The organism is Blastococcus sp. SYSU DS0541 (genome assembly GCF_054050875.1).
On the sequence record NZ_JBJHAD010000008.1, the window covers coordinates 30,512 to 53,147 of the forward strand.

22 protein-coding genes are annotated in these 22,636 nt (G+C 73.5%); 14 read left to right on the forward strand and 8 right to left on the reverse strand.

Going from position 1 to position 22,636, the window contains the following annotated elements; all coding sequences use genetic code 11:
• Positions 1-2: 2 nt before the first annotated feature.
• Complete coding sequence (locus ACI794_RS10740; protein ID WP_456616347.1) at positions 3-650, forward strand: regulatory protein RecX; 648 nt, start codon at positions 3-5, stop codon at positions 648-650.
• 74 nt (positions 651-724) lie between these two features.
• Here the strand turns inward: ACI794_RS10740 and ACI794_RS10745 are convergent, their stop codons facing one another.
• The 5 genes from ACI794_RS10745 to ACI794_RS10765 all read right to left on the reverse strand — a co-directional run bounded on the left by ACI794_RS10745 (position 725) and on the right by ACI794_RS10765 (position 4,642).
• The gene (locus tag ACI794_RS10745) at positions 725-1,195 is read right to left on the reverse strand and encodes a hypothetical protein (RefSeq protein WP_456603098.1); all 471 of its coding nucleotides are present in this window, start codon (positions 1,193-1,195) and stop codon (positions 725-727) included.
• A gap of 163 nt (positions 1,196-1,358) precedes the next feature.
• Positions 1,359-2,249 (reverse strand): amino acid ABC transporter permease, encoded by an 891-nt coding sequence (locus ACI794_RS10750; RefSeq protein WP_456603099.1) that lies wholly within the window; start codon positions 2,247-2,249, stop codon positions 1,359-1,361.
• Complete coding sequence (locus ACI794_RS10755) at positions 2,246-2,893, reverse strand: amino acid ABC transporter permease (RefSeq protein WP_456603100.1); 648 nt, start codon at positions 2,891-2,893, stop codon at positions 2,246-2,248. Before ACI794_RS10755 ends, ACI794_RS10750 begins: the two co-directional genes overlap by 4 nt.
• 73 nt (positions 2,894-2,966) lie before the next feature.
• Positions 2,967-3,863, reverse strand: a complete 897-nt coding sequence (locus tag ACI794_RS10760; protein WP_456603101.1) for a glutamate ABC transporter substrate-binding protein — start codon at positions 3,861-3,863, stop codon at positions 2,967-2,969.
• Between the two features lie 23 nt (positions 3,864-3,886).
• On the reverse strand, positions 3,887-4,642 hold the full coding sequence (locus ACI794_RS10765) for an amino acid ABC transporter ATP-binding protein (protein ID WP_456580012.1): 756 nt from the start codon (positions 4,640-4,642) through the stop codon (positions 3,887-3,889).
• Positions 4,643-4,845: 203 nt separating this feature from the next.
• Between ACI794_RS10765 and miaB the strand changes: the two genes are divergently transcribed.
• Positions 4,846-6,321: a tRNA (N6-isopentenyl adenosine(37)-C2)-methylthiotransferase MiaB gene (miaB, locus tag ACI794_RS10770; RefSeq protein WP_456616348.1), complete on the forward strand. Its 1,476-nt coding sequence runs from the start codon at positions 4,846-4,848 to the stop codon at positions 6,319-6,321.
• A 72-nt stretch (positions 6,322-6,393) separates the two neighbouring features.
• Here miaB and ACI794_RS10775 read toward each other — a convergent pair whose 3' ends face one another.
• Positions 6,394-7,932, reverse strand: coding sequence for a DUF349 domain-containing protein (locus ACI794_RS10775; protein WP_456616349.1), 1,539 nt, complete (start codon positions 7,930-7,932; stop codon positions 6,394-6,396).
• A gap of 40 nt (positions 7,933-7,972) precedes the next feature.
• On the opposite strand from ACI794_RS10775, the gene ACI794_RS10780 reads away from it, so the two are divergent.
• From ACI794_RS10780 to ACI794_RS10805, 6 genes are all read left to right on the forward strand, one after another.
• A complete protein-coding gene (locus ACI794_RS10780) occupies positions 7,973-8,698 on the forward strand; it encodes a hypothetical protein (protein WP_456603104.1) in 726 nt (241 codons plus the stop codon).
• Positions 8,695-9,615, forward strand: a complete 921-nt coding sequence (gene miaA, locus ACI794_RS10785; RefSeq protein WP_456616350.1) for a tRNA (adenosine(37)-N6)-dimethylallyltransferase MiaA — start codon at positions 8,695-8,697, stop codon at positions 9,613-9,615. The genes ACI794_RS10780 and miaA overlap by 4 nt, the downstream gene beginning before the upstream one ends.
• Complete coding sequence (dapF, locus tag ACI794_RS10790; protein ID WP_456603106.1) at positions 9,612-10,484, forward strand: diaminopimelate epimerase; 873 nt, start codon at positions 9,612-9,614, stop codon at positions 10,482-10,484. Before miaA ends, dapF begins: the two co-directional genes overlap by 4 nt.
• 142 nt (positions 10,485-10,626) lie before the next feature.
• Positions 10,627-12,090 (forward strand): GTPase HflX, encoded by a 1,464-nt coding sequence (hflX, locus tag ACI794_RS10795; protein WP_456616351.1) that lies wholly within the window; start codon positions 10,627-10,629, stop codon positions 12,088-12,090.
• 48 nt (positions 12,091-12,138) lie between these two features.
• On the forward strand, positions 12,139-12,861 hold the full coding sequence (locus ACI794_RS10800) for a phosphatase PAP2 family protein (protein WP_456603108.1): 723 nt from the start codon (positions 12,139-12,141) through the stop codon (positions 12,859-12,861).
• The gene (locus ACI794_RS10805; protein WP_456603109.1) at positions 12,833-13,918 is read left to right on the forward strand and encodes a hypothetical protein; all 1,086 of its coding nucleotides are present in this window, start codon (positions 12,833-12,835) and stop codon (positions 13,916-13,918) included. Before ACI794_RS10800 ends, ACI794_RS10805 begins: the two co-directional genes overlap by 29 nt.
• 3 nt (positions 13,919-13,921) lie before the next feature.
• Here the strand turns inward: ACI794_RS10805 and ACI794_RS10810 are convergent, their stop codons facing one another.
• On the reverse strand, positions 13,922-14,677 hold the full coding sequence (locus tag ACI794_RS10810) for an IclR family transcriptional regulator (protein WP_456603110.1): 756 nt from the start codon (positions 14,675-14,677) through the stop codon (positions 13,922-13,924).
• 108 nt (positions 14,678-14,785) lie between these two features.
• On the opposite strand from ACI794_RS10810, the gene ACI794_RS10815 reads away from it, so the two are divergent.
• The 5 genes from ACI794_RS10815 to ACI794_RS10835 all read left to right on the forward strand — a co-directional run bounded on the left by ACI794_RS10815 (position 14,786) and on the right by ACI794_RS10835 (position 21,083).
• Entirely contained in the window at positions 14,786-16,075 is a 1,290-nt protein-coding gene (locus tag ACI794_RS10815; RefSeq protein ID WP_456603111.1) for a CaiB/BaiF CoA transferase family protein, read from the forward strand.
• Entirely contained in the window at positions 16,072-17,253 is a 1,182-nt protein-coding gene (locus ACI794_RS10820; RefSeq protein ID WP_456603112.1) for an ABC transporter ATP-binding protein, read from the forward strand. The genes ACI794_RS10815 and ACI794_RS10820 overlap by 4 nt, the downstream gene beginning before the upstream one ends.
• 101 nt (positions 17,254-17,354) lie before the next feature.
• Positions 17,355-18,410: an extracellular solute-binding protein gene (locus ACI794_RS10825; protein WP_456603113.1), complete on the forward strand. Its 1,056-nt coding sequence runs from the start codon at positions 17,355-17,357 to the stop codon at positions 18,408-18,410.
• 52 nt (positions 18,411-18,462) lie between these two features.
• The gene (locus ACI794_RS10830) at positions 18,463-20,298 is read left to right on the forward strand and encodes an ABC transporter permease (protein WP_456616352.1); all 1,836 of its coding nucleotides are present in this window, start codon (positions 18,463-18,465) and stop codon (positions 20,296-20,298) included.
• Complete coding sequence (locus tag ACI794_RS10835) at positions 20,295-21,083, forward strand: enoyl-CoA hydratase/isomerase family protein (protein ID WP_456616353.1); 789 nt, start codon at positions 20,295-20,297, stop codon at positions 21,081-21,083. Before ACI794_RS10830 ends, ACI794_RS10835 begins: the two co-directional genes overlap by 4 nt.
• 64 nt (positions 21,084-21,147) lie before the next feature.
• Here the strand turns inward: ACI794_RS10835 and lexA are convergent, their stop codons facing one another.
• Entirely contained in the window at positions 21,148-21,912 is a 765-nt protein-coding gene (gene lexA, locus ACI794_RS10840; protein WP_456616354.1) for a transcriptional repressor LexA, read from the reverse strand.
• 205 nt (positions 21,913-22,117) lie between these two features.
• Here lexA and ACI794_RS10845 point away from each other — a divergent pair, with 205 nt between their 5' ends.
• Entirely contained in the window at positions 22,118-22,612 is a 495-nt protein-coding gene (locus tag ACI794_RS10845) for a LysM peptidoglycan-binding domain-containing protein (protein WP_456616355.1), read from the forward strand.
• The last annotated feature ends 24 nt before the right edge of the window (positions 22,613-22,636 follow it).

Consider the following 22,636-nt stretch of genomic DNA (forward strand, 5'->3'; position numbering starts at 1 on the left):
CGGTGGACCAGCGGCGACCGTCCCGCCGGCGCGGCTTCGGGGACACCCGGGCCGCCCGGCGCCCGCGGACGCCGGGTGGCGACGATCCCCTGACCCCGGACGTCGCCCCCGGTTCCCCGGAGGACGAGCCTGGTGACCCCGAGCAGGTCGCGCGGGGCATCTGCCTGCGCGCCCTGACGGGGGCACCGAAGACGCGGCGGCAGCTCGCCGACCTCCTCGCCGAGCGAGGGGTGCCGGACGACGCGGCCGAGGCCGTGCTCGACCGGTTCACCGAGGTCGGGCTGATCGACGACGCCTCCTTCGCCCGGGCGTGGGTCAGCAGCCGGCAGGCCGGCCGCGGGCTCGCCCGGCGAGCGCTCTCCGCGGAGCTGCGCGCCAAGGGGGTCGACCCCGAGACCGCCGCAGAAGCCGTCCAGCTGGTCGACGACGACGACGAACGGGCGGCGGCCCGCCGGCTCGTGGAGCGTCGCGCGCCCGGGATGCGCCGGCTGGACCGCCAGACGGCCACCCGGCGCCTCATGGGCATGCTGGCGCGCAAGGGCTACAACGGCGGGCTCGCGGCGGCCGTCGTCCGCGACGTCCTGGACGAGGTCGGCGCCGCCGACGAGGACGAGTACGCCGGCGTCGACGAGGAGCGCGCGCTGCCCTGAGCCGGTCGCGCCTCGCCCGACGCGACAGGAGGCGGCCCGGGGGCACCGGACCACCTCCGGTCGCGTCTCCGCGCTCAGCCGGTGGTGACCCAGGCGGTCACGTCGACGGCCACGCCGTCGGGGGCCTCGTCGTCGGCCACCAGCCAGGCCGGGTCGCGGCGCTGACCGTCGGCGAGCCACCGGGTGATCTCGGCGTCGAACCCGTCGGCCGCGGACGTCCCCGAGCGCCGGCGCTCGCCGAGCAACGTCAGGTCGGTCTCGGCGCCGTCGGCGTACCGGAACACCACCCGGCAGCGCGAGCGCCGGTGCCGGGCCGGCGGCACGACCTCCCGGACGACGGCGCTCTCCGCCCCGGCGGCGTCGGCGAACGCCGTAGCCGCCGACCGCAGGCGGGCGACGAACGCCTGCCCTTCGTCGAGCCGGGCGAGCGCGTCGAGGGGAGCGGGGGCGGCCATCGTGAGGTGGACGACCGGCGGGCTCGTCTCGGCAGCGGTCCGCGGGACCGGGGGAAGGGTGCGGCGACCGGCCGCGTGCATCGTCTCCATCGTGCCGACCAGTCTCGCGACGGATGCGCTCCGCCGTACTCCGGCGCGCCCGGGTGGGACGACTGAGCCGGACGGGAACGGCCTGGTCGGAGGCGCAGTCCGCAGCACTCCGGGCGGAGCCGGCGACCGCGTCGTCCGCACCGCCGCGGAACGGTGCGGAGGCTCAGACTGCGCCCCCGCCGCCACCCATCTGCACGTCCGCCGGCAGCTTCGGCGCACCGCCGCCCGTCGTCGCCGCCCGGCGGGTCCGGCGCTCGACGATCTTCGCCAGCTGGGAGAGCAGCACGTTGATGATGATGTAGATCAGGCCCGCGGCGACGTACAGCTGGAAGGTGTACTGGTTGCCGAAGCTCAGGGAGAAGAACTCCACGAGGCTGCGCGCACCTCGCAGCAGCTCGAAGTAGCCGATGATGAAGCCGAGGGAGCTGTCCTTCAGCAGGACCACCAGCTGCGCGATGAGCACCGGGAGCATGCGCCTCGTCGCCTGGGGGAGCAGCACCAGCGACATCACCTGGTACTTGCGCATCCCGATGCCGAAGGCGGCCTCGCGCTGGCCCTTGTCGATCGACAGGATGCCGGCCCGGAAGATCTCGGCGAGCACCGCCGAGTTGTAGAGGATGAGCCCGCCGGCGAGCGCCTGGAATGCGGAGAGCTCGACGTCGTACTTCGGCAGGACGAAGTAGAGCGCGAAGATGACGACCAGCAGCGGGATGGCCCGGAAGAACTCGATGTAGGTGCCGACCAGCCAGCGCACCGCGCGGTGATCCGACAGCCGTCCGACGGCCAGCAGCAGGCCGAGGACCGTGGCCACGACCATGCCGACCGCGGCGACCTGGAGCGTGTTGACCAACGCGCGGCCGAGCGTCTGCGGCACGCCGGTGCGCGCGTCGAACAGCACGGCCCAGCGCTGGCTCTCCAGCTGGCCGTTGCCGGCGAGCCGGATGAGGACGAGCGCGAGGATCCCCAGGATCAGCAGGATCCCGACGCCGGTACCGATCCGGATGCGCGCGCGGGCCTTGGGGCCGGGGATGTCGAAGAGGACCGGCGTGGTCATCGGAGGATCGCCACCCGTCGCTCCAGGCTGTGCACGCCGAACGCGAGCGGCAACGTGATGATCATGTAGGCGATCACGACCCCCAGCAGGACGGCGGTCAACTGCCCGGCGTCCGCGTTGACCAGGCGGGGGAGCAGGGAGCTCAGCTCGCTGGTGGCGAAGCCGGCGGCGATCGAGCTGTTCTTCACCATGGCGATGAAGACGTTGCCCAGCGGCGGGACGACGGTGCGGAACGCCTGCGGGAGGACGACCTCGCGGAGCGACTGCCCGAAGGTGAGGCCGATCGCGCGGGACGCCTCGGCCTGACCGGTCGAGACCGCGTTGATCCCCGAGCGCACCGCCTCGCAGACGAACGCCGCGGTGTAGAGCCCGAGGGAGAGCACCGCCCCGGTGTAGAAGCCGAGGATGAAGTCGATCTGCGGCAGCCCGAAGATGAGGAAGAAGAAGACGACCGTCAGCGGCGTGTTGCGGAAGGTCTCGACGTAGAAGGTCGCCAGCCCGCGCAGCGGCGGGATGGGGCTGACGCGCGCGGCCGCCAGCAGCGTGCCCAGCACGAGGGCGAGCAGGCCGGCGAGCAGCGACAGGCTCAGCGTCGTCAGGAACGCGTCCCACAGCAGGTCGAAGTTCTCAGCGAGGAACTGCACGCCGCCTCCTCTCGGGGCTGGTCATGGAGCGGCGCTGCGGGGCAGGAGTTCCCGCCCCGCAGCGCCGGGGTGCTCAGTAGCGGTCGACGGCCGGCGGCTCGGGGGCCTCCTGGCCACTGATGGCGCCTGCGGTGCGGTCCCAGGCGTCGGCCCAGGCGCCGCTCTCGTAGGCCTCCTCCAGCGTGTCGTTGATGAACGCGCGGAACTCGTCGTCACCCTTCGGCACGCCGATGCCGTACGGCTCCTCGGTGAACGGGTTGCCCACGAGCTCGAAGGCTCCGTCGCTGCCGGCGACCAGGCCCGTGAGGATGACGTTGTCCGTGGTCACGGCGTCGACCTGGCCGTTGGCGAGGGCGTCGGCGCACTTGGAGTAGACGTCGAACAGCGTGAGGGTCGCCTCCGGGTAGTTGTCCCGGATGTTCTGCGCCGGCGTGGATCCCTCGACCGAGCAGACGTTCTTGCCGGCCAGGTCCTCGGGGCCCTCGATGCCCTCCGGGTTGCCGGCCGCGACCATGATGTCCTGGCCGGCCTCGTAGTACGGGCCGGCGAAGTCGATGAGCTCCTTGCGGGCGTCGTTGATGGTGTAGGTCGCCACCACCATGTCGACCTGGCCGTTCTGCAGGAAGGGCTCGCGGTTGGCCGAGACGGTCTCGGTCCACTCGATGTCCTCGGGGGCGATGCCGAGCTCCGCGGCGATCAGCTTGGCGATCTCGACGTCGAAGCCCTCGGGGGTCTCGGTGTTGGGGTTCAGGAGACCGAACCCGGGCTGGTCGAACTTGGTGCCGACGGTGATGGAACCCGCCTCGGCGAGCTCGGCCATCGTGGTACCCGCCTCGAAGTCGACCTCCTCCTGGACCTCGACGGTCGAGTCGGCGGCGTCCTCGGCCTGGTTGCCGGCCTCGCTGCCACCACAGGCGGCGAGCATGAAGCCGAGGGCCGCGAGCGAGGCGGCGTAGCGGGTGGTGCGCATGAGCTGTCCTTCCGTAGGAACGGTCAGTGGTTCAGGATCTTGGAGAGGAAGTCCTTGGCCCGGTCGGAGCTCGGGGTGCTGAAGAACGTCTCGGGGTCGGAGGACTCCACGACCCGGCCGCCGTCCATGAAGACGACGCGGTTGGCCGCCTTCCGCGCGAAGCCCATCTCGTGGGTGACGACGATCATCGTCATCCCGTCGGCGGCCAGCCCGACCATGACGTCGAGGACCTCGCTGATCATCTCCGGGTCCAGCGCCGACGTGGGCTCGTCGAACAGCATGACCTTGGGGTCCATGGCCAGGGCCCGTGCGATGGCCACGCGCTGCTGCTGGCCGCCGGAGAGCTGAGCCGGGTACTTGTCGGCCTGCGCGCCGACGCCCACGCGGTCGAGCAGTTCGCGGGCCCGCTTCTCGGCGTCGGCCTTCGACCGCTTGCGCACCTTGATCGGCCCGAGGGTGACGTTCTCCAGGATGGTCTTGTGCGCGAAGAGGTTGAAGCTCTGGAACACCATGCCGACGTCGGCGCGCAGGCGGGCGAGCTGCTTGCCCTCCTCGGGCAGCCGCTCGCCGTCGATGACGATCTCGCCCTTCTCGATCGACTCGAGGCGGTTGATGGCGCGGCACAGGGTCGACTTGCCCGACCCCGACGGGCCGATGACGACGACCACCTCGCCCCGGGCGATCTCGAGGTCGATGTCCTGCAGGACGTGCAGTTCGCCGAACCACTTGTTCACCCCGGACAGGCGGACGAGAGGCTCTCCGTTCGGACGGCTGGTCACCCTGGGGACCTTAGGGGCGGGAGGTCGCGGTTCCCGCACCGTGGGATCACGAAGGCGTAACGAACACGGCCGGTCAGGGGGTCACCGGGCCCGATCCGCCCGTTCGGGTGACCGCTGCCGCGCTGGGTGCTGAACCCCCTCCGTGACGGTCGGCCCGGAACGCCCCCGGTCGTCCCGGGCCGCGCCGTATCCTCCGTGTCGAGATGAGCAGCCCCACCGCGAGCCCCGCCCGCACCTACCGGGTGCGCACCTACGGGTGCCAGATGAACGTGCACGACTCCGAGCGGCTCTCCGGCCTGCTCGAGGCGGCCGGGTACACCGCCGCCGCGGACGGGGACGACGCCGACGTCGTCGTCCTCAACACCTGCGCCGTGCGCGAGAACGCCGACAACCGCCTGTACGGCAACCTCGGGCACCTGCGCCCGGTCAAGGACGCCCGCCCCGGCATGCAGATCGCCGTCGGCGGCTGCCTCGCGCAGAAGGACCGCGGCGAGATCGTCACGCGGGCACCCTGGGTCGACGTCGTCTTCGGCACGCACAACGTCGGCTCGCTGCCGGTTCTGCTCGAACGCGCCCGGCACAACGCCGAGGCGCAGGTCGAGATCGTGGAGTCCCTCGAGGTCTTCCCCTCGACGCTGCCCGCCAAGCGGGACTCCGCCTACTCCGGCTGGGTGTCGATCAGCGTCGGGTGCAACAACACCTGCACGTTCTGCATCGTCCCGGCGCTGCGCGGCAAGGAGAAGGACCGCCGCCCCGGCGAGATCCTGGCCGAGGTGCAGGCGCTGGTGGACCAGGGCGTGCTCGAGGTGACCCTGCTCGGGCAGAACGTCAACAGCTACGGCAGCGACTTCGGCGACCGCAGCGCGTTCGCCGACCTGCTGCGCGCCACCGGCCGCATCCAGGGGCTGGAGCGCGTCCGGTTCACCAGCCCGCACCCGGCGATGTTCACCGACGACGTCATCGCCGCGATGGCCGAGACGCCGGCGGTCTGCCACCAGCTGCACATGCCGCTGCAGTCGGGGTCGGACGACGTGCTCAAGCGGATGCGCCGCGCGTACCGGCAGGAGCGCTACCTCGGCATCATCGACCGCGTCCGCGCCGCCATGCCCGACGCCGCGATCACCACCGACATCATCGTCGGCTTCCCCGGCGAGACCGAGGCGGACTTCGTGCAGACGCTCGAGGTGGTCCGGGCCGCCCGGTTCTCCAGCGCCTTCACCTTCCAGTACTCCAAGCGGCCCGGCACCCCGGCCGCCGAGATGGACGGGCAGCTGCCCAAGGAGGTCGTGCAGGAGCGCTACCTCCGGCTCACCGCGCTGCAGGACGAGGTCAGCTGGGAGGAGAACCGCCGGCTCGTCGGCCGGCGGGTGGAGCTGCTCGTCGCCGCCGGGGAGGGGAGCAAGGACGCCGCACGCGGCCGCCTCTCCGGCCGGGCCCGCGACGGGCGCCTCGTCCACTTCACCGCGGCCGACGGGGTGCGGCCCGGCGACGTCGTCGAGACCGTCGTCACCCAGGCCGCGCCGCACCACCTGGTCGCGGACGGCCCGCTGGTGTCCCACCGCCGCACGAGGGCCGGCGACGCGAGCGAGGCCGGCACCCGGCCGACGACGCCCGGCGTCTCGCTGGGCATGCCGCAGGTCGGCGTCCCCGCACCGCTGCCGGTGGTCACCGGCTGCTGACGGAGGCATAGGAGGCTCTACCTGCGTCCCGCGGGGCCGATTCCGCAGGTGGAGCCTCCTATGCCCGGGGGGTTACCGGCGGGCGGACTTCTCCGCCTCGGCGAGCCACTCCCGGCGGGTCTGCAGGTTGGCCCGCGCCTCGTCGATCCGCCGCTCGTCACCCGCCGCCTCGGCCTTGGCCAGCTGCTCCTCGGCCTTGGTGACGGCGGCCCGCATGGAGGCGACCATCGGGTTCTCCGGAGTGGTGCGCACGCGGCCGGCGTCGGCGGCGCCGCGCACCTTCTGCTCCACCGCCTGCATCCGGTCCTCGAGCTGGCGCATCACGCCGCGGGGCACGTGACCGATGGCGTCGTAGCGCTCCTGGATCTTGCGCAGCGCGTTCTGCGCCCCCCGCAGGTCCTTGCTGGGGTCCAGCTGCTCGGCCTCGGCCAGCAGCTGCTCCTTGGCCTGCTGGTTGGCGACCTGCTCGGCGTCGCGCGCCTTGTCCTGCTCGGCACGGGCGCTGAAGAAGACGTCCTGCGCTGCGCGGAACTGCTTCCACAGGTCGTCGTCGCCGTCGCGGCCGGTGCGCGGCACCGCCTTCCAGCGGTCCATCAGCGAGCGCATCGCCGCGCTGGTGGGGCCCCAGTCGGTCGAGGCCGACAGCCGCTGCGCCTCCTGGATCAGCTCCTGCTTGGCCGAGCGGGCCTCACTGCGCTGGGCGTCGAGCTGGGCGAAGTGGGCACCGCGGCGGCGGCCGAAGGCGTCCCGGGCGGCGGCGAACCGCGTCCACAGGGCGTCGTCGGTCTTGCGGTCGATGCCGCGGATGGTCTTCCACTCCTCGACGATCGCCTTGAGACGGTCCCCGGCGGCCTTCCAGGACGTCGACTCGGCCGCGATCTGCTCGGCCTCGGCGGCCAGGGCCTCCTTGCGCGCCACCTGCGCGGCGCGGGCGGCGGCCTTCTCGGCGCGGTACTCGACGGCGGCGGCCTCGGCGGTCTCCACGATCGCGCGGGCCCGGGTGGCCAGGCCCTCCAGGTCGCCGACGGCGGCGGCGGTCGGGATCGACCCGGCCAGCGCCTCGGCCTTGGCCTTGATCTCCGCGGGGTTGCCGGTGTGCGCCTTGAGCCGCGCCTCGAGGAGGGACACCTCGGTGGCGAGGTCGTCGTAGCGGCGGCCGTAGTGGGCCAGCCCCGCCTCGGCCTCGCCGGCCTGCCAGGAACCGACCTCGCGCTCGCCGTCGGCGGTGCGCACGAAGACGGTGCCGTCGGCGTCCACGCGACCCCACTGCGACGGGTCGCTCACCACGGTCTCCACCGGCGCGGCCGTCGGCGCCGGGGCGGGGGCGGGCGCCGGCGTCGGCGTCGGCGCGGCGGCTGCCACCGCCGCTCCCGGGGCCTCGACGGAGGCGTCGGGTTCCCCGGTGGGCGCGCCCGGATCCGCCGTGGGGTCGGCGAGCGCCGCCTCCGCGGGCGATGGCGCGGCCGCGGTGCCGGCCGCGGGGGTCACCGCGTCCGGGCCGCCGGTCGGCGTCGCCTCCTCCGGGGCGGGGGTCTCAGGGGTCTCGGTGGTCTCCGCAATCGGCGGAGCGGCCTGCTGCACCCCGTTGCCGGGGTCGTCCGTGCTCGACACGTCCGGCAGTGTCCCACGTCCCATCGGCGAGACTGCTGCCGTGACCTCCTTCCCCGGCGGCGTCCCGGTCCGGGCGCCCAGTCCGTCGGCCGCCGTCGCCTTCTGCCCGTGCCCGCCCCTGCTGGTCACGGATGTGGAGGGGCGGCCCTCGCCGGAGAGCACCGCCCTGCGCGAGGCCTGTGCAGAGGCGGTCACCGCGCTGCTCGGCGCCGGACCGGAGGTGGTCGTGGTGGTCGGGCCGGGGCCGCTGCCGGGGGAGCGGTTCGGTCCCGGCGACGGCGGCGACCTCCGTGGCTTCGGCGTCGACCTCGACCTGCCGTTCGACGGCCGGCTGCGCCCCGAGGGGAGGCGGCTCCCGCTCGCGCACACGGTGGGCGCCTGGCTGCTCGACCAGGCGGCGTTCGCCGGCACCCGCGTGGGGGTCGGCCCGGCCGACGTCGGCCAGCTGATGCGCGACCTGCCGGCGCCGGTCGGGGTGCTGGTCATGGGGGACGGCTCGGCACGGCGCTCGGTGAAGGCGCCCGGGTACCTGGACCCGGCGGCCGAGCCGTTCGACGCGGCGGTCGCCACCGCCCTGGCGTCGGGGGATGCCGCCGCGCTGGCGGCGCTGGACCCGGCCGCGGAGGCGGGTCTGCTGGCCGCGGGGGTGCCCGTCTGGCGCGCGGTGGGGGCCGCGCTCGCCGGCCGGCACGTCACCGCCCGGCTGCGCCACGATGCCGCGCCGTTCGGGGTGGGTTACCCCGTCGCCGACTGGATGGTGGCGTGACGCCGCCGCCGGTCGTCGCGGTCGTCGGGCCGACGGCCACCGGCAAGACCGCGCTCGCCGTCGAACTGGCCCGGCGGCTGGGCGGCGAGGTGGTGAACGCGGACTCGATGCAGCTCTACCGCGGCATGGACATCGGCACGGCCAAGCCCGACCTCGCCGAGCGGGGCGGTGTGCCGCACCACCTGCTGGACCTCTGGCACGTGCGCGAGCCGGCCTCGGTCGCGGAGTACCGCCGGCGGGCGCGGGCGGAGATCGACCGGTTGCGTGCCGTCGGCACCGTGCCGCTGCTCGTCGGCGGCTCGGGGCTCTACGTGCGGGCCGTCCTCGACGAGCTGGACTTCCCGGGCACCGACCCGGCCGTCCGCGCCCGGCTGGAGGAAGAGCTCGCCGCCGTCGGCCCGGCCGCGCTGCACGCCCGGCTCGCCGAGCTCGATCCGCAGGCCGCCGCCGCCGTCCTGCCGAGCAACGGACGGCGGATCGTGCGCGCGCTGGAGGTCGTCGAGCTCACCGGCGGGCCGTTCCGCGCCCAGCTGCCCGAACCGCGCCCGCACTACCCGGCCGTGGTGCTCGGCCTGGACCGCGAGCCCGCCGAGCTCGACGAGCGGATCGCGGCGCGCGTGGACCGGATGTGGGCGGCGGGCTTCGTCGACGAGGTCGCGGCGCTCGCCGCCGACGGGCTGCGCGAGGGACCGACCGCCTCCCGCGCCCTGGGCTACGCGCAGGTGCTGGCGCAGTTCGACGGCGTCCTGACGTCCGACGAGGCGAGGGAGCGCACCGTCACCACGACCCGCCGCTTCGTCCGGCGGCAGCGCTCGTGGTTCCGCCGGGACGCAGCGACGACGTGGTTCGACGCCGCCCGGACCGACCTGGCCGACGCGGCGGCGGCGGTGATCACCAGGCCTACGATCGACCGGTGACCTCCTCGCCCCGCGTGCTGATCGGCCACGGCACCGAGAACGACTTCGTCGTGCTGCCCGACCCCCACGGCACCGTGTGGGCCGGCGACCGCCTCGACGCCGCGATGGTCCGGCGGCTCTGCGAGCGGCGGGCCGGCCTGGGCGGTGACGGCGTGCTGCGGCTGGTGCGCAGCGCCCACGTCCCGGACGCGGCGGACGTGCTGGGGGATGACCTCGAGCGGTGCGAGTGGTTCATGGACCACCGCAACGCCGACGGCTCCTACGCAGAGATGTGCGGCAACGGCATCCGCCTGTTCCTGCACGCGCTCGTCGGCGAGGGGCTGGTGGACCGCGGCTCCTGCGCCGGCGGCCTGCTGGTGGGCACCCGCGGCGGGGCCCGGCGGGTCGGGGCCGGCGCCGACGGCGGCTACTGGGTGGACATGGGCCCGGCGCGCCCCTTCGGCGAGGGGGAGGCGGTCGTCGACGGCCGGACCTTCGCCGGGCTCGCCGTCAGCATGGGCAACCCACACCTGGCCTGCCTCACCGAGGTGCCCGTCGAGCAGCTCGACCTGACCGGCACGCCAGGGTTCGACCCGGCGCTGTTCCCCGAGGGGGTCAACGTCGAGCTGGTCAACGTCCTGGAGCCCGGCGCGCACGTGCGGCTGCGGGTCTCCGAGCGAGGTGTGGGCGAGACCCGGTCCTGCGGCACGGGCGCGTGTGCCGCCGCCTACGCGGCACTCCGGGCCGAGGGCGCCGGAGAGGGGACCGTCGTCGTCGACGTCCCCGGGGGTCGCCTGTCGGTCCACGTGACCGCGACGACGACGGTGCTCAGCGGCCCGGCCGTGCTGGTCTCGGCCGGCACCCTGTGCGCGGAGTGGCTCACGGGCTGAGCCGGCGTGGGTTCCCGGGGCCCTCCGCTCGCGGAGGCCGTACTCGTGCCGCCGATCGGGATGCAGGCGGAGGGCAGATGCGTTGTACCCGGCGATGACAACTCAGGTGCTTTCCTCGAAGGACCGTGCCACGCTGGACACGATGACGACCGCCCCCGATGCCCTGCCCGTCGACGAGCAGGCCGATCTCGAGCCCCGTACCGCCCCGGCCGGGCGGTGGGACGAGGCCGACGACACCACCGGCTCCTACACGCTCGAGGCGCGCGGCGCCCTGCGCCGGGTGGCCGGCCTCTCCACCGAGCTCGCCGACGTCACCGAGGTCGAGTACCGCCAGCTGCGGCTGGAGCGCGTCGTCCTCGTCGGCGTCTGGACCGAGGGCACGCAGGCCGACGCCGACCGGTCGCTGGCCGAGCTCGCCGCCCTCGCCGAGACCGCCGGCTCCCAGGTCCTCGAGGCCGTGAGCCAGCGACGCGACAAGCCCGACGCCGCCACCTACGTCGGCTCGGGCAAGGCCGCCGAGATCCGCGACATCGTCGCCGCCACCGGCGCCGACACCGTGATCTGCGACGGCGAGCTGACCCCCGGCCAGCTCAACCAGCTGGAGAAGGTGCTCAAGGTCAAGGTCGTCGACCGGACGGCGCTGATCCTCGACATCTTCGCCCAGCACGCCACCAGCCGGGAGGGCAAGGCGCAGGTCGAGCTCGCCCAGATGCAGTACATGCTGCCGCGGCTGCGCGGTTGGGGTGAGTCGATGTCCCGGCAGGCCGGTGGCCGGGTCGCCGGCGGTGGCGGCATCGGTACCCGCGGTCCGGGTGAGACGAAGATCGAGACCGACCGCCGGCGCATCCGCGCCCGCGTGAGCAAGCTGCGGCGGGAGATCGCCGGCATGGCGACCGCCCGGGCGACCCAGCGCTCCAGCCGGGACCGCAACGCGACGCCGAGCGTCGCGATCGCCGGGTACACCAACGCCGGCAAGTCCAGCTTGCTCAACCAGCTCACCGGCGCCGGCGTGCTCGTGGAGAACGCGCTGTTCGCGACCCTCGACCCGACGGTCCGCCGGGCCCAGTCGCCCGACGGCCGGGAGTACACGCTGACCGACACCGTCGGCTTCGTGCGCCACCTGCCGCACCAGCTGGTGGACGCCTTCCGCTCCACGCTGGAGGAGGTGGCCGCGGCCGACCTGCTGCTGCACGTCGTCGACGGCTCTGACCCCGACCCGCTCGGCCAGATCGACGCGGTGCGCGTGGTCCTGAGCGAGATCGACGCCGCCGCGGTGCCCGAGCTGATCGTGGTCAACAAGGTCGATGCGATGAGCGAGGAGGACATCATCATGCTCCGGCAGGCCCTGCCGGGTGCGGTGTGGGTGTCCGCACGCACGGGGCTCGGCATCGACTCGCTGCGCAGGCTCGTGGCCGAGCGGCTGCCGCACCCGGACGTCGACGTCGACGTGCTGGTGCCCTACGAGCGCGGGGACCTGGTGGCGCGGGTGCACCGCGACGGCGAGGTGCTCGGCGAACTGCACGAGGCCGGCGGCACCCGGCTCACCGCCCGGGTCGACGGCGCCCTGGCGGCGGTGCTCGAGGAGTTCGCGGTCCCGGTCGGCTGACCGGCCTGCACTGATCACGATCCGGTCACGGCCCGGTACCGTGGCGGCGTGACCAGGGGAGCCGTGCAGGCGACGGAGGCACCGCGGGCCGCGCCCGTGGTCCCCGTCGGCCGGCCGCCGTGGTGGCTGGTCGCCGCGGCGCTGGTCGTGGCGGTGCTCATCACCGCCGACCTCCTCGCCCACGGCCCGACCGAGCGGCTGGACCTGCGGGTCTCCGAGATCGTGAGCGACTGGGGACTGCGGGACACGCCGGGCTACCCGGCGGTGTGGGTGGTCACCCAGCTCGGCGGGCGGGTCACGATCCTCGTCGTGCTCGCCGTCCTGGTCGGCCACCTCCTCTGGCGACGGGGCGCCTGGTTGCCGGCGGTCCGGGTGCTCCTCGCCCTGGGGGTGCTGACCGCGGTCGTCTACGCCATCAAGCACGGCCTCGGGCGGACGGCGCCGGCGTTCCCGGGGTCCTACTTCTTCCACGCCGACGGCGTCTCGTTCCCCTCCGGGCACGTGGCCAACGCGGTGCTCATGTGGGGGGTGGCCCGCTGGCAGGCGGTCGAGTACGGACTGCCGGCGACCGTGCAGCGGGCGTTCTGGTGGCTGAGCGTGGTCGGACCGGTCGCCACGGGGGTGGCGATGGTGTCGCTCGACTTCCACTGGGTCACCGACGCGCTCGTCGGGGCCGCCGTCGGGATCGTCCTGTTGGGCGTGGTTCATGCACTGGACGCGGTGGTTCTGTCACGCTGGGTACGTGCCCGAGCAGGCCGTCCTCGTCCCTGACCGCGCCCGGACGTGCCGGCTCCTCGCCGCGAGCACGCTGGTCGTCGGCACGGTCGTGCTGGCACCCGCTCCGGCTCACGCGGAGGCGCCCGCCCCGGTGGCACCCACCGCCGGCTCGCCCGCCGCGCCGGCGCCGGCCCCCGAGGTCCGGTGCTCGATCACCGACCCGCGGCTCGCCGAGCTCTCCGGCCTGGTGGTCGTGGGGGAGCAGATGCTCGCCCTCAACGACGGCGGCGACCAGGTCGCGGTGCACGGGCTGGACTCCACCTGCGCCGTCGTCGACGTCCAGACCGGTGCGGCCGACCCGTTCGACCCCGAGGACCTCGGCGTGGCGTCCGACGGCAGCGTCTGGGTGGCCGACATCGGTGACAACGGCGGCGTCCGCCCGACCGTGGCGTTCCACGTGCTCCGGCCCGACGGCACGGCCGCGCTGCACCGGTTGACCTACCCCGACGGCGCGCACGACGCCGAGGCGCTGCTCCTGGCCCCGGACGGGACCCCCTACCTCGTCACCAAGGAGGTCCTCGGGTCCAGTGGCGTGTACCGGCCCGCCGGGGCGCTCGTGGACGGCGGCGTGGTGCCGCTGGAGCGGGTGGGCACGGTGGACATCACCCTCACCGGGACCCCGGGTGGGCCGGTGGGCCGAGCCGGTCAGCTCCTCGTCACCGGTGGCGCAGTGGCGGGCGACGGGAGTGCGCTGGCCCTGCGCACCTACACCGACGCCTACGTCTGGCCCCTGGCGGGTTCCGACGTCGTCGGTGCGCTGGCCGGGGAGCCGACGCGGGTGGCGCTCCCGGAGTCGCCGCAGGGCGAGGCGATCAGCTTCACCGCCGACAGCCGAGCGCTCGTGGTCGCGAGCGAGGGGCTGCCCAGCCCCGTCGCGGTGGTGCCGGTGCCGGCCGGAGCGGCGAGCACGCCTCCCACCGACGTTGTCCCCGTGCAGTCCTTCGCCGAGCTCACCCGGTCGGACCGGTCGCCGATCGCCGCGGCCCTGATCGCCGCCGGCGTGGCGACGATCGTGGTCTGGCTGACCGGACGGCTGCGCCGCCGGACCTGAGGGTCAGGCCTCCGGCTGCCAGCCGAGCTGCCGGCTGCACTCCTCTGCGGCCCTGGTGACCTGTTCCCCGAGCACCGGCCACAGGCGCCGGGGAAAGCGCTGGGAGGGCAGGGACAGGCTCAGGGTCGCCACGGGCAGGCCTGCGCGGTCCAGGATGGCGGCCCCGACGGCGGCGATGTCCGGGTGCCGCGTGCCGACCGTGACCGCGTAGCCCTGCCGGCGCACCCGCGGCAGTTCCCGGAGCAACGCCTCCGGGTCGGTGTCGGTGTGCGGCGTGAGCGCCTCCAGGGGCGCCGCGCGCAGCAGGGCTGCGGCCCGCGGCTCGGGCATCGCGGCGAGGGCGGCCTTCCCGGACGCCGTCGTGTGGAGGGGTGCGCCGTGCCCGACGGAGGTGTGCGTCCGCACCGGGTGGACGCCGTCGATCTTGTCGAGCAGGACGATCCGCCGGTCCTCCGGGACGGACAGGTGCACGGTCTCGCCGGTCGCCGCGGAGAGCCGGTGCATCGCCGGCAGCGCGATGCGCCGGATCTCCTCGTCGCCCCGGTGCCGTGACCCGATGGCCTGGGCCTTGGCGGTGAGCGACCAGCGCGTGGGCTCCTCGGCGCCGGCGCGGATCCACCCCAGGTCCCCGAGCGTCAGCAGCATGCGCTGGACCGTCGACTTGGGCAGCTGCATGGACCGGGAGAGGTCGCTGACGCCGACGGGCTGCTGCTCCGACACCGCCTCCAGGACAGCCAGCGCGACGGACACCGACCTCATGTGATTGACGCCACCTTTCCTCCGACCTACTGTGGCGCGCACCACTTCGTGCCACTGCGCGGCAAAGTGTGCCACACAGTGGCACGGTGTCGCCAGGGCGGTCGGGAGATGCACGTGTCGCACCAGGTCCCTTCGGGCGCCCTCTCGGGCGTACGGGTCCTCGACCTCACCCAGGTCATGGCGGGGGCGTACTGCTCGATGTTGCTGGCCGACATGGGCGCCGATGTCATCAAGATCGAGCGACCCGGAGGCGGGGACGACACCCGCCGGATGTCCCGCGGCCCCGACGTGGAGCACTCGCCGGCCTTCAACGCCATGAACCGCAACAAGCGTGGCATCGCCGTCGACCTGAAGGACCCCCGCGGTGCCGAGGTCGTCCGGCGGTTGGCCAGGGACGCCGACGTCCTCGTGGAGAACTTCCGGCCCGGGCTGCTGGACCGCTTCGGGCTGGGGCAGGAGGCCCTCCGGGCCGCGAACCCGGCGCTCGTGTACTGCTCCATCTCCGGATTCGGTGCCACCGGCCCCTACGCCGGTCGCGGCGGCTACGACCTCATCGCCCAGGCGATGAGCGGGCTGATGAGCATGACCGGTGAGCCCGGACGGCCGCCGGCCAAGGTCGGCGTCCCCATCTGCGACCTGAACGCCGGGCTGTTCGGCGCGTACGGCGTCCTGTCTGCCTACATCCACCGGCTGAGGACGGGGGAGGGCCAGTTCGTCGACACGTCGCTGCTGGAGGCGGGGATCGCCTACACCGTCTGGGAGACGGCGATGTTCTTCAGCCTGGGCGACGTCGCCCGGCCGATGGGGTCGGCGCACCGCCTGTCGGCTCCGTACGAGGCGTTGCCCACGGCCGACGGGTGGATCGCCATCGGCGCGGCCAACGACCGGAACTGGGAGCGGCTCTGCGCGGGCCTGGGGCTGGAGCGCCTGCTGCAGGACCCTCGGTTCGCGACCAACGCCGCGCGGATGGAGTACCGCTTCGAGCTGGCCGGCGAGCTGGCGGCGACGCTGCGGCAGAGGACGACCGCAGAGTGGCTCGAGGTCATGCACGCGGCGGGCGTGCCCAGCGGGCCCCTCTACGACATCCAGCAGGTCTACGCCGATCCGCACGTGCAGGCCCGGGACATGCTCGTCGAGACGGTCCACCCGCGGATGGGCACCGTGCGCCACATCGGCGCACCGGTGAAGCTCTCCGGCACCCCGTCGGCGATCCGCCGTCCGGCTCCCCTCCTCGGCGAGCACAGCCGCGAGGTGCTGGCCGAAGCCGGGATGGCCGCCGAGGAGATCGACGAGCTCCTCTCCGTCGGTGTCCTCGTGACGACGCCGCCGGACGACCACGCCCGCCCGACGCCCGGTGCGGCGCCCAGCCCCCTCGATCCGACGGAGGTCCCCGCGTGACGCATCTCGTCCTGTCCGGTCTGACCAAGAGCTTCGGCGCGGCCCCGGTCGTCGACCAGGTGGACCTGTCGATCGAGGAGGGCGAGGCCGTCGTCCTGCTGGGGCCCAGTGGCTGCGGCAAGACCACGTGCCTGCGCATGATCGCCGGCTTCGAGCGCCCGGACGCGGGGGAGATCCGGTTGCGCGACAGAGTGCTGGTCGGCCCCCGCGTCTTCGTCCCGCCGGAGCGCCGCCAGATGTCCGTGGTGTTCCAGAGCTACGCCCTCTGGCCGCACCTCAGCGTGCGCGAGAACGTCGGCTACGGACCGACGACGGCGAAGGTGAGCCGCGCGGAGGTCCGCCGCCGCACCGACGAGGCGCTGGCCATGGTGCAGCTGGACGGTCTCGCCGACCGCTACGCCCACCAGCTCTCCGGCGGTCAGCAGCAACGGGTCGCCCTCGCCCGCGCGCTGGTCAACGACCCCGCCCTGCTGCTGCTCGACGAGCCGTTGTCCAACCTGGACACCCGGTTGCGAGAGGAGATGCGCTCGGAGATCAAGCGGATCCACCGGTCGCTCGGCGTCACCATGGTCTACGTCACCCACGACCAGGCGGAGGCGCTCTCGCTGGCCGACCGGCTGGTGGTCATGCACTCCGGTCGCGTGGTGCAGGTCGGCCCGCCGGAGGAGGTCTACCGGCGACCGCGGACGGGCTTCGTCGCGCGGGCGCTGGGTGCGACGAACCTGCTGACCGCCACCGTGTGCGGTCCGCCCTCCTCGGACGGCGTGCCCCTCCGGCTCCCTGCCGGGATCACGGTGACCGCGCCCCACCCGGCGGACGTGGTGGTGCGTGCGGGCGACCAGGTCTCCGTGTCGATCCGGCCGGTCGACCTCCGGCTCGTCGCCGGCAACGCCGGCGCAGCCGGGGTCGCGCGGGTCAGCGAGGCGCTGTTCTTCGGCGACCACGTGCAGTACGCCGTCGATCTGCCCGGGCTCGCCGAGCCGCTGAAGGCCACGGGCCCCGGCCTGGGCCGGTTCGACGCCGGTCAGGACGTCGTCGTGCAGGTGGACGGCGCCGCGGTGGCCATCGTCAGCGACGGCCCGGCCGCCCCCGCCCCGGGCCGCGACGACCACCCGGGTCCCTCGACGACCGAGGGCGCCACGCCCGCCCCAGCTCCGGCCCGGCGGTCCGCCGCATGACCGGGATCTCCCGCACCGCCGTCCGTCCACCCGCCCCGCACCGCCGTCCGAGAAGAGGCACCGTGTCGACTCGTCACACCACCCGTCGCAGGAACGCCCTGTTGGCGCTCCCCCTGTCCGCCGTCCTCCTCGCCGGGTGCGGCAACGGCTCCGAGCCGGCAGCGGAGGGCGGTGAGGGGAGCGGCGGTGGAGCAGCCGGGGTCGAGGGCATCAGCGAGGACCTCATCGCCGCCGCCCAGGAGGAGGGCGGCGTCGTCATCTACGCCGGCGGGCACACCCGCCCCGGGGTCGAGCTCCTCCAGCAGCGGATGCAGGAGCTCTTCGACGTCGAGGTGACGTTCACCCGCGAGGACTCCGGCGCGGTCGCCAACTCCATCTCCGCGGAGCTCGCCAGCGGCTCGCTCAACGCCGACGTGGTCAGCCTGACCGACCCGGACACGCTCCAGCAGTGGGCCGACGAGGGCATCATCGTCGACGCCGACATCCCGAACGCCGACGAGATCATCGAGGGCCTCGACAACCCCGACAACCCGCAGGTGCCGTACAGCCTCGTGCCGCTCGGCATCATGTACAACGACGCCAGCACCGATCCCGCCGATCTGCCCACCACGTGGGAGGAGTTCGCCTCCTCGGCCGAGGGCACCATCGTGAGCTCCGACCCGGGAGCGTCGGGCACCGCCCTCGCCTACTACACCACGCTCACCGGGCTGTACGGCGAGGAATGGCTCCAGCAGCTGGCCGAGCGGGAGGTGATCGTCACCGACAGCAGCCTGGCCCTGGCTCAGCTCGTGCTGACCGGCGAGGCGGACATCGGCGTCCCCGCGATCGAGTCCGCGGTGATCAGCGCTGCCGACGAGGGTGAGCCGCTGGCCATCGCGTTCATGGAGGACGGCGTGCCGACCTTCACCAGCGAGCTGGCCATGCTCGCCGACGCACCCCGGCCCAACGCAGCGAAGCTCCTGCTGCAGTACCAGCTCAGCGAGGACTACCAGAACGCGCTGGTCGAGCTCGGCGGGCGCAGCGTGCTCGAGGGCGCGCCGCAGCCGGCCGAGGGTGCCGACCTCTCCGACGCCACGCTCCTCCCCGCCGATCTGGAGGAGATCGCCGCCCGGGGAGACCAGGTGGTGGCACGCTTCGCCGAACTGTTCAGCCGGTGAGCGCGGCGGGTCGGGCCGGCGCAACCGCCGGCTCGCGCAGGCGGAGCGGGACGTGGCGCTGAGCCGCTCCGCGACCCCCACGGCGCCGGGCGCCGATCCGCGCGAGCGGTCGGCGTCCGGCACCGCCGGGGGCCCGCCCCCTGCACGGGCGCCGCGCCGCCGCCGGTCGACCGGGTTCGAGCGCGCCATGCGCATCGTGTGGGTGCTGGCGCTGCTGATCCTGGTCGGCTACCCGATCGCGCAGGTCTTCGGGCAGAGCTTCGTGGCGGACGACGGCGGCCTCACCCTGTCGAACTACGCGCTGCTGGCTTCCGAGCCCCAGTTGCTGGAGGCGATCCGCAACTCGGTCTGGATCGCGTGCGGCACGGTGCTCGGGAGTCTCCTGATCGGGCTGCCGCTGGCCTGGTTCACCGTGCGCACGGACATGCCGATGCGCCGGTTCTTCCGCGGGAGCGCCGTCCTGACGTTCGCGGCGCCGAGCTTCATCGCCGCACTGGGCTGGGTGCTGCTCCTGGGGCCGCGCAACGGCGTGCTGAACACGGCGCTCATGTCGCTGTTCGGGCTCGAGGAGTCGCCGTTCAACATCTTCACGCCGTGGGGGATCATCTTCGTGCTCTCCCTGTTCCTCTACCCGCTGGTCTTCCTGCCCGTCTCGGCGGCCCTCGAAGGCATCGACCCCGCCTTGGAGCAGGCCGCGGCCAGCCTCGGCGCGTCGCGCTGGCGGGTGCTGCGGACGGTGACGTTCCCGGTCATCGCGCCTGCCCTGATCGCCGGCTCGATCCTGGTGTTCGTCTCCTCGGCGATCATCTTCGGTCCCGTGGCGATCCTGGGCGCGCCGACCGGGTTCCAGACGATCCCCACCGTGCTGCTGAGCCTCATGCAGTTCCCGCCGCGGATCGAGGTGGCGGCGGTGATCTCCGTGCCGATCCTCGTCATCATCGCGGCGCTGCTGCTGATCCAGCGCAAGATCGTGGGCGGCCGGAAGTTCACCGTCATCGGAGGCAAGCCGGGCCGGCAGGACGTGACGCACCTGGGCGCCGGTCGCTACGCGGCGGTGGCGTTCTGCGTGGCCGTCGTGGTGCTGAGCCTGGTCCTGCCGTTCGGCATGCTGCTGGTGACGTCGTTCCGCAAGGCCCTGGGGCGCCCGCTCGGGTGGGACAACTTCACCCTGACCGGCAACTACGAGGAGGTCTTCGGCCGGCCCCTCATCGCCGCGGCCATGGGCAACAGCTTCGTGCTGGCCATCGGCGGCACGGTGCTGGCCCTGGCCGTGGCGCTGCTCGCCTCGTGGTTGGTGCACCGCACCAAGGCGCGCAGCAACGCGGTGATCGTGGGCGCGATGGCCGCGCCGCTCGCCTTCCCGGGTGCGGTCCTCGGTATCGGGCTGATCATCGCCTACGCGGCCCAGCCGTTCGGGTTGGGCGGGACGCTGACGATCCTGCTGATCGCCTACACGGGCAGCGCCCTGCCACTGACGTTCGCCTACGTCCACGCCGGGATGGGCCAGATCGGGGCCGAGGTGGAGGAGGCATCGCGCAGCCTGGGGGCCTCCTGGGCGCGCACCTGGCGGCGGATCACCGTGCCGCTGCTGCGGCCGTCGCTCCTGGCGGCGGGCCTGCTCAACTTCGTGCTCCTGTTCCGGGAGCTGGAGATGTCGGTGTTCCTCTACACCGGCGCGAACCCGACCGTCGCCACGGTGCTCTACAACCTGGCGAGCGAGTCGCTGTACCAGCGGGTCGGCGCCCTCTCCGTGGTGATCCTGCTGATCAACATCGTCGTGACCGTGATCGCCATGCGCCTGCTCGACCGCAAACCCGGCGAGCCCACCCGGCGGTCCCGCCGCGAGCCGTCCGTCGCACTCAACACACCCCCGGAGGAAGCAGCATGACCGAGACCACCACTGATGTCGGCACCGGCGTGCACCTGCGCTACGAGACGCCGCACATCGCCGTCCTCACGCTGGACAGCCCTCCGTCGAACACGTTCAGCTGGGAGAGCCGGCGGTCGTTCATGAGGGCGCTGGACATCCTGGACGCCGACGAGGACGTCCGCTGCCTGGTGATCACCGGCGAGGGGCGCGCATTCACCGCCGGGGCCCACCTGGGCGAGGACCAGTCCATGAGCGACGAGCAGCTGACCGACTACCTCGCCGAGTTCAGCCGGGTGCTCAACGGCGTGCAGAACTTCCGGGCACCCGTGATCGCCGCCATCAACGGGGCCACGATCGGCGGCGGCCTGGAGTTCTCGCTCTGCTGTGACATCCGCATCGCATCGACGGAGGCGTTCTTCGTGGCCGCCGGCGTCAACGTGGGCCTCATCGTCAGCTTCTGGCGTCTGCCGCGCGTCATCGGGCTCGGCCCGGCCAAGGAGATCCTGCTGACCGGCGCCCGCTACACGGCCCAGCAGGCGCTCAACTGGGGACTGGTCACGGAGGTGCACGAGCCCGGTGACCTCATGCCCGCGGCGCTCGCAAAAGCCCAGCGCATCGCCACCCGCGCGCCGTTGTCGGTGGAGGCGACCAAGGAGGCCGTCACCGGCGCGTTCGAGATGGACTTCGCGCAGGGTCAGGCGCTGCAGACCAAGCGCTTCCTGGAGATGTTCCGCACCGATGACCACCAGGAGGCGCTGCGGGCGTTCTTCGAGAAGCGGGACGGCGACTACCAGCGGCGCTGATCGACCCCGCTGACGTCGATGGCCGGTCGGGAGGAGAACCCGGCCGGCCGTCGACGTCAGCGGCTCAGACCCGTCGGAGAACGCTCACGACCCGGCCGAGGATGGTCGCCTCGTCGCCCGGGATGGGCTCGTACGCCGGGTTGTGCGGCAGCAGCCAGACGTGGCCGTCGCGCCGCTTGTAGGTCTTGACCGTCGCCTCGCCGTCGATCATCGCGGCGACGATCTCGCCGTTCTCGGCGGTCGGCTGCTGGCGGACGACGACCCAGTCGCCGTCGCAGATCGCCGCCTCGACCATCGAGTCGCCGGCCACCTTGAGCATGAAGACCGTGCCCTCGCCGACCAGCTCGCGCGGCAGGGGGAAGACGTCCTCCACCGCCTGCTCGGCCAGGACGGGGCCACCGGCAGCGATCCGCCCGACGAGCGGGACGTAGGTGGGCGCCGACGCCTGCATGCCGTCACCGACCACCGGCGGCTCGGTGTGCGCGACCACCCCGCGGGCGGCGTCGCCGGGGAGCCGGACGTCGAGGGCGCGCGGACGGTTCGGATCGCGCCGCAGCCACCCCTTCTTCTGCAGGACCGACAGCTGGTGCGCGACCGAGGACGCCGAGGACAGGCCCACCGCCTCGCCGATCTCGCGGACCGAGGGTGGGTACCCACGGCGGTCGATCGAGTCGCGGATCACCTCGAGGACCCGGCGCTGCCGCTGGGTGAGGCCGTCGCCGTCCGCCGTGCGGTCGGGGAACGCCCGCACCGACGCGGAACCGTCAGCCTCCCGGGCCGTTGCCCTGGTGCCGCGACCGGCGCCGGAGGTCCCCTTCGAGTCCGCCACGTCTCCTCCTCGCCGGCTGCCCGTGCAGCGCTCGACCGTCGTCGTCGGGTGGAACCGTAGCGCCGATCGGCGCCCAGTTCAAACACGTGTTCGAAAGTTTCCCGTGTCGCATCGCTTCTGTCGGTCCTGTCCGGTAGACATCGGACAGACGTTCGAATCGAACGTGTGTTCGGACCGGCTCGCGTCGGTCGGGAGGGTGGGAGACATGGACGGCGGCGCTGCGCTGCGGGTTTCCGGCGGGTCGGCGGTCGGTGGAGGTGAGGCGGGCGCCGGGGCCCGGCCCGCCCGGCACCTCCGGGTGCTGCCGCCACCGACGTCCTACTCGGCGGCCGTCGCGCCCCGGGTGGGAGAGCCCGGGCGGCGCCTGACCGTCGTGCGGACGGCCCCCGGTAGCAGGAGCGCCGCTCCGCCGCCGCCGCTGCGGCTGACCGCGCGTGGGCGCCGGGCGGTGGCGGTGGCCGTTCTGCTGCTCGGCCTCGCCCTGGTGCCCCTGGCCGGTGCGGTGCTGGGTGAGGCAGACGGCGGGCTCCAGCTGATGGGGACGACCCAGGTCATCGTCGAGCCGGGCGACACCCTGTGGTCCATCGCCGGCGCGGTGGCCGAGGGGCGGGACGTGCGGGACGTCATCGTCGACATCCGGCGGCTGAACCGGCTCGACACCGCACAGATCACCCCTGGTCAGGTGCTGCTGTTGCCCTGACGGGTGCCCCTGCACCACGCGAGA